This is a genomic window from Telluria mixta, assembly GCF_029223865.1.
Taxonomy (GTDB): domain Bacteria; phylum Pseudomonadota; class Gammaproteobacteria; order Burkholderiales; family Burkholderiaceae_D; genus Telluria; species Telluria mixta.
In genome coordinates this window covers 2,053,727-2,066,291 of sequence record NZ_CP119520.1, presented here as the reverse complement: position 1 = coordinate 2,066,291, position 12,565 = coordinate 2,053,727, and the positions used below count along the sequence as shown (strand labels likewise).

The 12,565-nt window shown below is 67.0% G+C and carries 11 protein-coding genes; 3 read left to right on the top strand and 8 right to left on the bottom strand.

Annotated elements, in window-relative coordinates:
• Positions 1-57 precede the first annotated feature (57 nt).
• Complete coding sequence (locus tag P0M04_RS09175; RefSeq protein ID WP_259451808.1) at positions 58-396, bottom strand: hypothetical protein; 339 nt, start codon at positions 394-396, stop codon at positions 58-60.
• 171 nt (positions 397-567) lie between these two features.
• Between P0M04_RS09175 and P0M04_RS09170 the strand changes: the two genes are divergently transcribed.
• Together P0M04_RS09170 and P0M04_RS09165 are read left to right on the top strand one after the other, a co-directional pair.
• Entirely contained in the window at positions 568-1,155 is a 588-nt protein-coding gene (locus P0M04_RS09170; protein WP_259451807.1) for a C39 family peptidase, read from the top strand.
• 1 nt (position 1,156) lies between these two features.
• Entirely contained in the window at positions 1,157-1,777 is a 621-nt protein-coding gene (locus tag P0M04_RS09165) for a hypothetical protein (RefSeq protein ID WP_259451806.1), read from the top strand.
• 16 nt (positions 1,778-1,793) lie between these two features.
• On the opposite strand, the gene P0M04_RS09160 is transcribed toward P0M04_RS09165, so the two are convergent.
• From P0M04_RS09160 to P0M04_RS09135, 6 genes are read right to left on the bottom strand one after another with little or no spacing between them, the layout of a single operon-like run.
• Positions 1,794-3,182: a beta-barrel domain-containing protein gene (locus tag P0M04_RS09160; RefSeq protein WP_259451805.1), complete on the bottom strand. Its 1,389-nt coding sequence runs from the start codon at positions 3,180-3,182 to the stop codon at positions 1,794-1,796.
• Entirely contained in the window at positions 3,169-4,704 is a 1,536-nt protein-coding gene (locus P0M04_RS09155; protein ID WP_259451963.1) for an FHA domain-containing protein, read from the bottom strand. The genes P0M04_RS09160 and P0M04_RS09155 overlap by 14 nt, the downstream gene beginning before the upstream one ends.
• 41 nt (positions 4,705-4,745) lie before the next feature.
• Positions 4,746-6,143 carry an efflux transporter outer membrane subunit gene (locus P0M04_RS09150; protein ID WP_259451804.1) on the bottom strand — a complete coding sequence of 466 codons (1,398 nt, stop codon included), beginning with the start codon at positions 6,141-6,143 and terminating at the stop codon, positions 4,746-4,748.
• The gene (locus P0M04_RS09145; protein WP_259451803.1) at positions 6,140-8,101 is read right to left on the bottom strand and encodes an HD domain-containing phosphohydrolase; all 1,962 of its coding nucleotides are present in this window, start codon (positions 8,099-8,101) and stop codon (positions 6,140-6,142) included. The genes P0M04_RS09150 and P0M04_RS09145 overlap by 4 nt, the downstream gene beginning before the upstream one ends.
• A gap of 53 nt (positions 8,102-8,154) precedes the next feature.
• Positions 8,155-8,574: a DUF4399 domain-containing protein gene (locus tag P0M04_RS09140; RefSeq protein ID WP_259451802.1), complete on the bottom strand. Its 420-nt coding sequence runs from the start codon at positions 8,572-8,574 to the stop codon at positions 8,155-8,157.
• A 14-nt stretch (positions 8,575-8,588) separates the two neighbouring features.
• Complete coding sequence (locus P0M04_RS09135; RefSeq protein WP_259451801.1) at positions 8,589-9,017, bottom strand: DUF4399 domain-containing protein; 429 nt, start codon at positions 9,015-9,017, stop codon at positions 8,589-8,591.
• A 153-nt stretch (positions 9,018-9,170) separates the two neighbouring features.
• Here P0M04_RS09135 and P0M04_RS09130 point away from each other — a divergent pair, with 153 nt between their 5' ends.
• Entirely contained in the window at positions 9,171-10,337 is a 1,167-nt protein-coding gene (locus P0M04_RS09130; protein ID WP_259451800.1) for a formylglycine-generating enzyme family protein, read from the top strand.
• A 14-nt stretch (positions 10,338-10,351) separates the two neighbouring features.
• On the opposite strand, the gene P0M04_RS09125 is transcribed toward P0M04_RS09130, so the two are convergent.
• A complete protein-coding gene (locus tag P0M04_RS09125) occupies positions 10,352-12,385 on the bottom strand; it encodes a serine/threonine protein kinase (RefSeq protein ID WP_259451799.1) in 2,034 nt (677 codons plus the stop codon).
• Positions 12,386-12,565 lie beyond the last annotated feature (180 nt).

The window sequence follows — 12,565 nt, the reverse complement described above, 5'->3', positions numbered from 1 at the left end:
TGAAAATGGTCGATTCAGGCGCGCGGGGATTTGTGAGGGATCAACGCCGCGCGCGGGTCAGGCGGCGACAGGCCATTGCGGCCGTTCGGGACGACTTGCGGGAGGCGCTTTGAGGTAGGGCGGGTAGAAGGCAATGTTTGAAGCGTGCCGGCGCTCGGCCGGGATGACGACGCTTGCCGCGGGCAGGCAGGCCGTGTGGCCGAACGTGCAGGCCGCGCAGTGCGGATCGGCGAGGGCCGCGCCATCGTCATCGACTACGAACACGGGTCCGGCATCCGCGGCGACGCTGTGATGACTCACGCCGGCAGGCGTCATCGCGCAGCACTTGTCCGCCACGGCCAGGGCGACCTGGAATGGATAGACGACCAGCAGCAGGATGAGGATCAGGCGGCGCATGACGCAATGATACCGCATTAAAAGATGGCTTTATTCATCAATGAGCGGCCTCAACCAATCGGGGGAATATGGTTGGGTTCGCAACCGATCTGCATATACCTTTAGCAGAAGGGTTTATCCATCATGGATTTTTCCCGACATAAATGATTGAACTCGCTGGAGGTCGCCGTAATGAAAATCGCACATGTTCTTGGCGGAATTTTTTTATTGGGAACTTTATCCGCCTGTTGTAATCCACCGTTGGTAGCCACGATCGACGTGCCGAAATTACCGCAACAGGCGTCGAACTGGTGCTGGGCAGCGAGCGGCCAGATGACCATGCGCTTCCTGGGCCATGACGTCGCCCAATGCGTCGAAGCCAATAACCGTTTTGGTCTCACGACGTGCTGCGAAAATAATTCCGGAAGCTGCAATAACGGCGGCTGGCCGGAATACGAGAAATACGGTTTTACGGCCGACCAGACCTCCGATACCGCGCTCACGTTCAGCCAGATCAAATCGCAGATTTACTGCAAAAAGAAACCCATCGCATTCAGCTGGCACTGGCCCGGCGGCGGCGGCCACATGATGGTCGTAAAAGGTTATTTCACCGTGAATGGCGTGCAATACGTGGACGTCAACGATCCCGAGCCTTATACGGATCTGAATACGCTGGTCGGCGGCACCGAAACGATCATGACGTATGCCGATTACGTCAGCCGCGCGGGCGACCATACCCACTGGAACGACTATTACAACATCACGTACAAAGGTGACTGACATGCGCAAATTTCCTTTCGCGGTGATCGTTGCGCTGGTCCTCTTCCTCGGCGGTTGCCAGACGAGCCAGCCACGCCCCAACCACAGCCAGGACACCGCCGCCCAGCATGGCCTGGCCACGCTCAGGCAGATCGTCAATGCCGGCAACTATGCGTCGCTCGGCTTCGAGTCGGAGGCCGAGGTGCGCCAGGCCACGCTCGGCGAACCGCTGCAGGTCTACCGGGTCCAGCTCGACGCCCTGCGTGCCTTCACCGGGAACACCGATCCGGAGACGCTGCTCGTCGACATCCGGCGCAGCCTGTACCCCGTCAAGGTCGGCGACCGCGTGGCCACGTCGATCTTCGTCACCGGATCGCGCGAAGGCTGGCGGGCATCCGAACTGGGCAACGCGGCCGTGGCACGGCTCGTCAGCCGCTATCGCCACGGCGCCGGCGATTTCGTCGTGCACGTGCCTGCGATGAAATCCTGGTTCGTCGCCGACCGGGTCGAAGGCAAGCTCATGCTCACGCCCGTGATGGACGACCCGCGTACCAAGCTCCGGGCGGGCGAGACCCTGCCGGCCGACGTCGTCTTCCTGCAGCTCAAGGCGGCGTCCGAAGGCTACAACGGCTTGCCGCAGTAGCCCGCAGTAGAAGCTCTCAGCCGCCGAGCTGGCGGAACGGGTCGAAGGCCAGATCGATCAGGCGGCGCTTGCGCACGACGATTTCCGCGCTCGCCGTCATGCCGTAGCGCAGCGGGTACGAGGTGTCGCCCACGGTGTAGTGATCGCGCTCGAGGGCGACGCGGCCTTCGTATACGGGCAGCCGCGTCTGCGGCGACGCGCGGGTCGCGGGCGCGATGGTCTGCAAGGTGCCGTTGATGATGCCGTAGCGCTGGTAGGGAAAGGCATTGAATTTCACCTGCACCGGCAAGCCCTCGCGCAGGAAGGCGCGGTCCTGTTCGGGAATCTCGATCTTGAGCAGGGGCCGCGTGTTCTTCGGCACGATGCCGCCCAGCGGGGTATTCGCCTGGATCTTGTCGCCGGGCTGCGTGGACGTCACCTCCGTGATCACGCCATCCACGGGCGCAAGGATGCGCAGGAAATTGTCCTTGTCGATGTTCTCGAACTGGATGCGCGATGCCGCATCCGCCACCAGCCGCGCCGTCTGGACCTGCAGCCGCAGCTTTTCCTCGACATTGGTGGCCTCGCGCGTCGCCGCTTCGTATTGCAGGCGCAGGCTGGCGAGCTGCTGGCCGCTCGTCTCCAGTTGCGAGCGGGCCTCGGTGGTTTCCAGGCTCTGGCGCGCCGACAGTTCGCTCACGCGCGATTCCGCCACGCGCACCGCGTTCTCGGCCGCCTGCACCGCATTCTTCTTGCCCTCCACCTGCAGTTGCGAGACCCCGCCGCCGCCCGGCAGCGCGAACAGGCGCTCGTACTTGGCCGCCTCGTCGCGCGCCGCATCCCGTGCGCGGCGCGCGTCTTCCAGGTTCGTGCGCGCTTCCTGCGCCTGCGCGCGCTGCCCGGCGGCGAGGCGGCTCGTGCCCTCGGCCTGGCGGCGCTCGTGCTGGCGTTCCTCCGTGTCCATCGCTTCCTTGAGCGCGGCCACCCGCTGGTCCAACAAGGCTTTCTTTTGCGGGAATTCCTTCCATTCGCGTTCCGCGTCTTCCAGCTTCAGGCGCGCCTCGAGCGCATTGCGCGCGGCCTCGATGGCACCCCGTGCGTACAGCCGCGCCACCACGTCGCCCTTGAGCACGGGCTGGCCATCCGCGATATAGATGTTGGCCAGTTCGCCGTCGATGGGCGCATACAGCCGGCGCACCTCCGATGCCGGCACGAGCGTGCCCGGCGCCATGACGAGCACGTCCGCCCGGCCGAAGAACGACCATGCCAGCCCGACCAGCACCAGCGCCACCATCACGTAGATGGCCAGATGGGTAAAACGCGCCGGCGTCGCGGTCAGGATGCCGATGCCCTCGTCGCTGTGGTCTTCCAGCGCGCCGATCAGCGGGCGCAGGGGCTTGCTGCCCGGCTGATTACTCGTTGCCATCGCCGCCTCCCGTCAGGGCCAGCTTGCGCAAATCGCTGGCCGCCTGCGCATACGTGTCGCGGAATGCCGGGACGTAGGCAGAGATCGTCGCGAACGCGCGCTGGTGTGCCGGCTGGTCGTCCTGCCACTGGCGCACCATCCGCCCCAGGCGCGCGCCGTCGGCCGCGTCGCGCACGGGGGCCGCCGCGCCACCGCGCGCATGGACGAACCGTTCCACGTCGCCGACCCAGGCGATTTCCGCCACGAGCACCCTGGCATCCGCATTGTGGGTGCTCAGGCGCCGCATGCGCGCCTCGGCCTGGACAGTGCGGTCGAAGCGGCGCGCCTTCAGGTCCGCCATCCACTGCGGCAGTTCCGCCTTCAGCAGGGCTTCCGTGCCCAGCGCCTTCACGTCCGCATTGTCCGGGTCGCCCGCGAGGCGGTCGTCGGCGAGGCGGGCGGCGGTTGCGAAATCGCCGCTGTCGACGAGGCCCTGCAACGCCCGCTCCGGCGCGCCGGCCAGCTGGAACAGCAGGATGAGCGCCACCACCAGCGCCCCCGCCACGGCCAGCCAGCGGCGCAGGCGCGCGGGGTCGGTGTCGCCGGCGCCGCCCAGCGCGTCCAGCAGCGCGGCCGTCATCAGCGCTGCCTTGCCGCGCGTGTCGGGGGCCGGTTCCGTGCTGGCTGCGGGGTTCACTTCGTCTTCCTGCGCGCCGGGCTGGTCGTCGGCACAAAAGATGTCGAGGAACGAGCCGGCGGACGCGACGAACGTGGTATGGTCCGCGTCCATCGCTGCCGGGGCCTGGGCCGCCGACGGCAACGATACCCGCGTGACGGTCGGCTCGGGCCCGGCCTGCTCCCATTGCAGGCGCACGCGGTAGACGAAATGGTGGCCGCCGAACGCGAGCACGTCGCCCTCCTCGAGCGCGTGCGCATGTTCGTCGAGCCGCACCGCGCCGATGAAGGTGCCGTTCGTGCTGCCCAGGTCTTCCACGTACGGCACGCCCGCCTTGAGGAAGATGTGCGCGTGACGGCGCGACAGATAGCCGACCTGGTGCGGTTCCTTCTCCTTGTAGCGCGCAAACGTGTCGTCGACCTTGCTGATCAGGAAGGGAAAGCTGGTGATGACGATGGCTTCCAGCCCGAGATCGGCACGTTCCGGTTCCAGCGTGAGGCTGGCGAGCCGCGCTACCGGCGCCGCTGCGGGTGCAGATGCCTGCAGCCGCACGCGGTACGCGAGCACGCGCGCGAGGCCGACCTCGTCGCCATCGTGCAGCCGCACGATGCCGTGGCGGAGGGCCACGCCGTTGACGGTGGTGCCGTTCTTGCTGCCCAGGTCGGCGATATACGCGTCGCCGCCCTCGACGAAGACGCGCGCATGGCGGCGTGACAGGTCGGCCACGATCTCGGGCGGATATGCGGCGAACGGCTGCTCGGTGCGGCCGATGGCGAACAGGCCGTCGTCGATGGCGACCGGCCCGAGCTCGGGATGGTTCAGCGGTTCGAGCACGATGCCGACGTGTTGCACGGGCGATGCCTGCATCTTGCTCACCAGGACTTCATAAGGCGCCATCGAAGCGTCTCTCAATGCTGCGCCGCATCGGCCACCTCCACCGGCGGCCAGCCGCCGCCCAATGCCTTGTACAGCGTCACGGTGTCGGACAGGATCTGCTGCTGGTTGGCGAGCAGCGCCAGCTGGGCACCCAGCAGGGAACGCTCGGTCTCGAACACTTCCAGCTGCGACGCCACCCCCTCCTTGCGCTGCGCATCCGTCGTGCTGGCCACGAGCCGCAACTGGTCGACCTGCTGCTGCAATTCTGTGCGCTGCTTCTTGTGCGCCTCCAGGTTGACGAGCGCGTTCTCCACGTCTTCGAACGCGGCCATGACGGTCTGGCGATACGCCTGCTCGGCCACCTTCGTCTGCGCCTCGCTCGTGCGCACGCGCGCCTTCACGCCGGGGTCGAGGATCGGGAAATTAATGCTGGGCAGCAGGCCGAAGGTGAACGATTTCAGCAGTGTCGACAGCGCGAAGCTGGACGTGCCGCCGCGCCCCGTCAGGCTGATCGACGGCAGTTGCGCCAGCTTGGCCTGCCCCGTCAGGTCGTACGCTTCCAGCACGCGGTATTCGGCCGCGACGACGTCGGGCCGGCGTTTCAGCAATTGCGACGGCAGGCCGCCCGGCACCTCGGGCACCCGCACCCGCTCCTGCAGGCGCCCGGCGGGCATCTGGAAGTCGCCGGCCGGCACCCCGATCAAGGTCGCCAGCGCATTGGCGGCCAGTGCGCGCAGGCGCTGCAATTCGATCAGCTCCGTGCTCAGGCGGTTGACCTCGGCCGATTGCTGCAGCACGCGCGTGTGCGGGATGAGGCCGTTCTGCGCCATCGCCTGGTACGTCGTCAGGATGTCGCGGTTGCGGGCCAGCGTCTGGTGCTGCTGGGCGATCTGCTCGTCGAACTGCAGGATCTGGAAATACGTCGTCGACACGTCCGACACGAGTTTCAGATAACCCGCGCGCCAGTCGGCCTCGGTGGCGGAAAACTCGGCCTTCTGCGCCTGCACGCCCTTCTCGACCTTGCCCCAGATATCGATGTCCCAGTTCGTCTGGGTGGCCAGGTTGAACTGCTTCGTGAACGGTTGACCCGTGACCTTCTGGAAGCTCGCACCCGCGCCCGCGTCGAGCGTGGGCAGCGCGCCGGCCCGCGCTTCTCCGATCTGCGCGTTGGCAACGCCGATGCGCGCGGCAAGCACGGCCAGGTCGAAGTTGCCGGCCAGCGCACGGCTGACGAGCTGGTCGAGGTAGGGATCGCGGAACTCATGCCACCAGTCCGGGGCGATCAGTTCCGTCTTGGACAGCGGCAGGCTGGCCGAGTTCGCCCATGCCGTCTTGGCCGGCACGGACGGCCGCGCGTACGGGCGCATGCTGACGTCGGCGCAGGCAGAGAGCATCAGGGCGGCAAGCAGGCACGCAAGACGGTAGATCATGGTGCCGCCCAAGATGTCGCCCAAGCATGCGAATCCACGAATACCTGGAACAGGCGCCCATCGATATGCCCCGCATCGCATTCCTCGTGCATCAGGTCCAGCGCCTGTTCCACGGGCACCGCCTTCTTGTACGGCCGGTCGCCGGCCGTGAGTGCATCGTAGATGTCGGAGATCGTCAGGATGCGCGTCTGGATGCTGATCTGCGGCCCGCGCAGGCCCGACGGATAGCCGGAACCGTCCAGCTTTTCGTGGTGGCCGTGCGCGATCGCGGGCACGCCGGCCAGGTCTTTCGTCCACGGGATCAGGACGAGGAACGAATACGAATCCACCACGTGTTCCTCGATCTGGCGCCGCTCGTCCGGCGTCAGGCAGCCTTTCGACAGGCTCAGCGCAGCCACCTCGTGATCTTCCAGCAGTGCGAACGGGTGGCCGTCCGGGTCGTGGCAGCCGTAGTGGACGATGTCGCGCAAATCGGGCAGGGTGCTGCTGCGCGAGATGGCGGGCTCGTTGGCGCTGCGGATCGTGGCGAGGAAGCCGTCGAGCCGCGCCGCTTCCTCGGCCAGGCGCGCATCGGCGGACTCTTTCTCCGCCCGGAACCTCGTCGCGCTCCAGCCCTCGTCGATATGGCGCTGCGCGAGCGTGTGATAGGCCTGGCGCTCCAGGCAGGCGCGCGCGTACAGGAAGCGCTGTTCCAGCAGGCGCATGTCGGCGTGGTGCAGCTTTTTCTCCTTGCGCAGCACGTGCTCGCGCACGCCGACCTTGCCGAAGTCGTGCAGCAGCGCGGCGTAGCGGATCTCGCGCAGCTGCTCCCGCGTAAAGGCAATCCGGCGCACGTCCGGATCCTGCGCGCGGTCGAGTGCCATGGCGAGGCGCTCGGCGTAGCCCGCCACGCGGAACGAGTGGCCGGCCGTGACGGGATCGCGCTCCTCGATCGCCTGCACGGACGCGCGCACGAAGCCGTCGAGCAGGCGTTCGATGTCGGAGTACAGCTGGAAATTCTTGAGCGCGACGGCCGTTTCCGCGCACACGCCCGTGAGCAGTTCGAGGTCGGGCTCCTGGAACGCGCGCGGGTCGGACGAGCTGTCGACCTGGATCAACCCCAGCACTTCCTCGCCCACGATCAGCGGTGCGCACATGACGCTGCGGATCGCCTGGGCGACGATCGAATCCTGCGCGGCGAAGTGACGGTCGGCCAGCGTATCGACGGACAGGATCGCGCGCTTTTTGCCCAGCACTTCGTCGACGATCGTGTGCGACAGCCGCGCCTGTCCCGGGTCCTCGACCATGCCGTTGCGCCGCCGCGCCGCCACCGGCACGGGCGGATCGCGTTCGTTCTGGCGCAGCAGGATGAACGCGCGCTCGGCCAGTGGGAACAGATCGAAGATGAAATTCATGATCTTTTCCGTCAAGGTCGCGCGGTCGGTGACGGCACCGAGCGCGATGCTGACCTGGGCCATCGCATGCAGTTTCAGCACCGACTTCTCGAGCTCGCCCCGGGGCGCGTCGCGCGGACCGGCCGCCGGCACGTACTGCGTGGCGTCGACGGACTTCCTGATCACCGTGGGCATGCTGGCCGTGCCCGGCGCGACCAGCGAGCGGAACACGAGTTGGGTAGACGCGAGCGCCAGCTCGTCGCCGTCGCCCAGCACGTGCCAGGACCCGGGCTGCAGCCGCTCGCCGTTGACGAAGGTGCCGTTCGACGAATGCAGGTCCTCGACCGACCAGGTTTCGCCGCGGCGCCGCACGCGCGCATGGCGGCGGCTGATCGTGTGCAGCGGGATGCAGATGAACTGGTCGGACGCGAGCGCGTCCTGGCGGTCGCGGCCGATCACGACCTCGTCGTGCAGCGGAAACAGACGCGGCCGGACGTCGCGTCCGCCCAGCAGCTCGAGGTACGCGCTGACGCCCCCTTCCACGGGCGGTGCTGCATAGGGTGCCGGTGCCGGTTCGATCGCCATGTCGTCCTCGCCTCAAGACCCGTAAGACAATGACCCCGCGCTACAGTTCGCGATCATTTGACTGTAATCGTGATTTTTTTGGACTGGATGGAAGGGTCGAACGTGACGTGCCGGTCGTCGCCCATGACGAGCTGCAGCGTATGCCTGCCGGGCGGCAGCTCGATCGTCGTCTCCGTTTCTCCGGCGCCGAAGTGCAGGTGGTTGCGGTCGTTCGGGATCTCGACGCCGGGCTCGGGCGCGTCCGTGTCGATCAGCAGATGGTGGTGTCCCGTATTTGGAAATTTCACGCCTTTCGGCGCCACGCCCATGTTGCGCAGGCCGAACCAGACGCGGATCGGCTTGCCTGATGACACCACCTGGCCGTCGTTGGGCCAGCCGATGTACAGGTAGGCGTTGGGCGGCGCGGGGGCCGGTTCGGCGCCATGACTTGGGAGGATGATGGCAAAGAGGAGGGCTGCCAGTCGCGTGCGCATCGAAGACTCCTGTCTCACTTGACCGTGACTGTGATCTTTTTCGAATAGATGGGCGGATCGTGCGGAATATGATCCTTGTCGGCCAGCAGCAGTTGCAGCGTATGCGAGCCCGGCGGCAGTTCTATTCTCGCCTCGGTTTCGCCGGCGCCGAAGTGCAGGTGGTTGCGGTCGCTCGGCACGGCCTGGGCCATGTTCTCGGGCAGGTCGGTGTCGATCAGCACATGGTGGTGGCCCGTCTTCGCGATGTCCGTGCCCTTGGGCGCGACGCCCATGTTGCGCAAGCCCATCCGGACCCAGAACGCGTGGTGGACGGTCATGCCGTCGCTGGGCCAGATGAAATACACCTGCGCGTTCTCGGGCGACGGCGTACGCGCGAGCACCGGCACGGCCCGCAGCACCACCGCGCCAAGCATCAAAACGATCAAAACAATTGTCTTGCGCATCCTTGTCTCCCTCCGCCGTGCGGACCGCCGTTCCGGCAGCATCCGTCAACCGGGATGCATGGCACCTGTGCCAGAACAAACGTGCGGCAGGCACAATCGCGACGGCCTGTGGTCTAAGCGATTTCCGGACACGTGTGGAGGCGGCCTGTGTGCATGAGGCTCTTGATCCTGTGCAGCCTGATGGCGCTGGCCGCCGTCACTCCAGCGCGCGCACGCGAGTTGCCCCCGACGTTCCAGGTGGCGGGCGTCCTGCCCAAGAACAGCGCCGAGCAGTTCGAGCTGGCGTTCTGGAATTCCGTCAAGGACAGCAAACAGGTCGGCGACTACGAGGCGTATTTGCAGGCCTATCCCAAGGGACGCTTCGCCAGCCTGGCGCGCACGCGCATCCAGCAGCTGAAGGCGGCCGCACCGCAGGCGCCCGCGTCCGCCCCTGCGAAGCCGGCCGAGAGCAAGCCCGCGGGCACGCAGCCGCAGACGAAAACCGCGCCGAAGCCGCAACCGGCCAAGCCGCCCGACAACAAGATCCGCCCGATACCGGCAACCGGCACACCACCCGCCGACGGCGGCCGGGAAGAAGCGCCCGTCGCGGGACCGGCCGGTTCCGTGGCCACGATGAAGGATTGCGACGTCTGCCCGGTGATGGCGGCACTGTCGCCGCGGCCGTTCACGATGGGCAACAACAGCAGCGATCCGTCCGAGCGCCCGGCACACCAGGTGGCGCTGCACACACCGTTCGCGATCGGCAAGTACGAGGTCACGGTGGGCCAGTGGAACCAGTGCGTCCGGGCCAGCGTGTGTCCGACCATGCCGTCGCTGGGCAACGTGCCCGACAACCTGCCGATGCGCGACGTCAGCTGGGACGAGGCGCAGCTGTACCTCAAATGGCTGGGCACGGTAAGCGGGAAGCCGTACCGCCTGCCGACCGAGGCCGAGTGGGAATACGCGGCGCGCGGCGGCACCGCGACGCGCTACTGGTGGGGCAACGAGATGAAGAAAGGGAATTCCAGTTGCGAAGGCTGCGGCGAGCCCTGGAGTGAGGAACGTCCACCACCGGTCGGCAGCTTCCCCGCCAACCCGTTCGGCCTGAACGACATGAACGGCAGCGTGTGGGAATGGGTGCAGGATTGCTGGCACAGCACGTACAAGGGCGCCCCCGCCGACGGCAGCCCATGGGTCGACGGGAATTGCCAGGCGCGTGTCATCCGCGGCGGCTCGTGGCGCGAAAACGGCAGCTACATGCTGTCCACCACGCGTTTCAAATACGACGCCAGCGTGCGCCAGTCGCAGAACGGGTTCCGGGTCGCGCGTTCGCTCGATTGACGCGCAGCGATCCGCTAGCGGCGCGCGTGCGTCGTGATCTGCAGGAAGTCCACGGCGATCGCACCATGCCCCCTGGCGATCGCAGCGAGGCGCTCGTCCAGGGCGCGCAGGTATGCCGGCCCCGGTTCCGCATCCGGACGCAGGCTGTCGAACAGCGGCACGGACGTGGTCACCAGCACGAGCGTCTCGGTACCGAACGGCGGACCGATCACCCAGTTGCCGAGACTGCCGATGGTGGCCGTGTAGCGCGGCGGCGCCAGGTTTTCGCGCGCGGCCGCAGTGGGCAGCAGGTGAACGACGTTGCCGTCCAGGACGAAATAATCGACCGACACGTACGACTGGTAGTCCGGCGTGAACACGTCGACCATCAGCGTATCGCCCGCCGCCAGGTTGCCGCCCCGGCCGCTGGCAGGGTTCAGGCGGAGCGACACACCGGCCGAGGGGGACGCGACCCGAGACGCGACCCAGTAGGGGCCGAGGACGCGCATCAACGGGCATGTCGCCTCGTCGACGTCATGCAAGGTCAGCTCGACCCGCGTCACGCCCGGCAGTGCCGCCAGCATCGTTTTGAGGCGCGCCGGCCCGACGCTGTGCGCGAGATAACCCTGCACATGCACGACACGTCCGTCGATGACGGGAACGAGCGCCGAGCACGGCACGCCGGCCAGCACGGTGGAGACGGCCGCCAGGGTCGGCGGCGGTGCAGGCGCGGACGGAGCGGCCTGTTTGGGCGGCGCGACGGCGGCGGGCGTGGGCGCCTGTGTACCGGGCGCGGTGCCATGACGCGGCAACAACAGGCGCAACGCAACGAACACCACCAGCGCGGCGGCCGCGGCAGCCAGTACGGTCCCGGCGCCGATCAGCAGCGGCTGCCGGCGCCGCATCTCGCGCGCGCCGATCTCCTTTAAAAAACCGTTGACGGTGGGCGTGCGGAGCTCGCGCCGCAACGCGAGCGCATTGCGCAGCGCGCGCCACTGCCGGTGGCCGAGGCCGGGCGGACGCTGCGGACGCAACCCGGCATCGCGCGCCTGCAGTGCGGACAGGCGGTTGAACGGGTGGCGGCCCGTCAGCAATTCATACGTGATGCAGCCGAGCGCGTAGATATCGTCGCGCGGATCGGGCTCGCGGTTTTCCAGCATCTCGGGGCTCGCATAGGCGGGCGTCAGGGCGCCCAGGCTGCCGGGATCGAACACGGTCACGTCCGCATCCTCTTCCGCCTTCTGGAATACGCGTGCGATGCCGAAGTCGATGACCTTGACGCCGCCGGTCTCCGTCAGGATCACGTTGGCCGGCTTGAAGTCGCAGTGGACGAAGCCGCGTTCGTGCGCATAGGCGAGCGCACGGCCCATGCCGCTCACGATCTTCATCGCTTCGTCGAACGGCAGCACGTGGAAGTCGGGCGCACGCAGCATCTGGCTCAGCGATTTGCCTTGCAGGTATTCCATCGTGATGTAGACCATCGAGCCGTCGCGGTCGAAGTCGTACACGGCCACGATGTTCGGGTGGGCCAGGGTCTGCGCCTTGCGCGCTTCCCGCTGCAGGGCGATCAGCGATTTCGGATGCCCCTGGAACTGCACGTTCAGCACCTTGATCGCGATATAGGGATGGCGATCCGACGCTTCCAGCTTGCGCAGGTCGAGCGCCTTGTAGACGGTGCCCATGCCGCCGAAGCCGACGCATTCCTCGAGCACGAAGCGGCCGTTGAGCGTGTCGCCCACGCCTTTCATGCGCTCGACGGCCGCGCCCGGCGGGCCGGCGATGCCTGCGGGCTGCGTCGGCGGTTGCAGGGGTTTCGTCTGGACATAGGTCTCTTCGTCGCCGACGCGCTGGCGCTGGCGCGACTCGATCGCCTGCGCGATGCGGCGCTCGACTTCGCCGTAGACCTCGGCCGGCAGCGGCGCGCGGCGGTGCGCGTCGTTGAGCGTCTTGAGCAGGTTCGAGACGCTCTCGGGCGTACTGGCCAGCAGGCGGTCGACGCGCGCCAGCATCTCGGCTTGCCCGAGGGTGCCGCTCTGGAACTGGCGAAGGGTATCGGCGAGGTTGTCCATTCTTCCTCTGACAGATGCGCCGTGTGCAAATTCACCGCACAGACGATGTGTTGTTCCCGGCCAAACGGCGTAACAGGCAGTGTTGGACCGAACCCACCGGATACCCGATAAAACGCCGCAAAACAGGCGCCAATCATGCACAGAGCGCGCTGGCACGGTTCTCGCAAAGAGTAGGGTGAG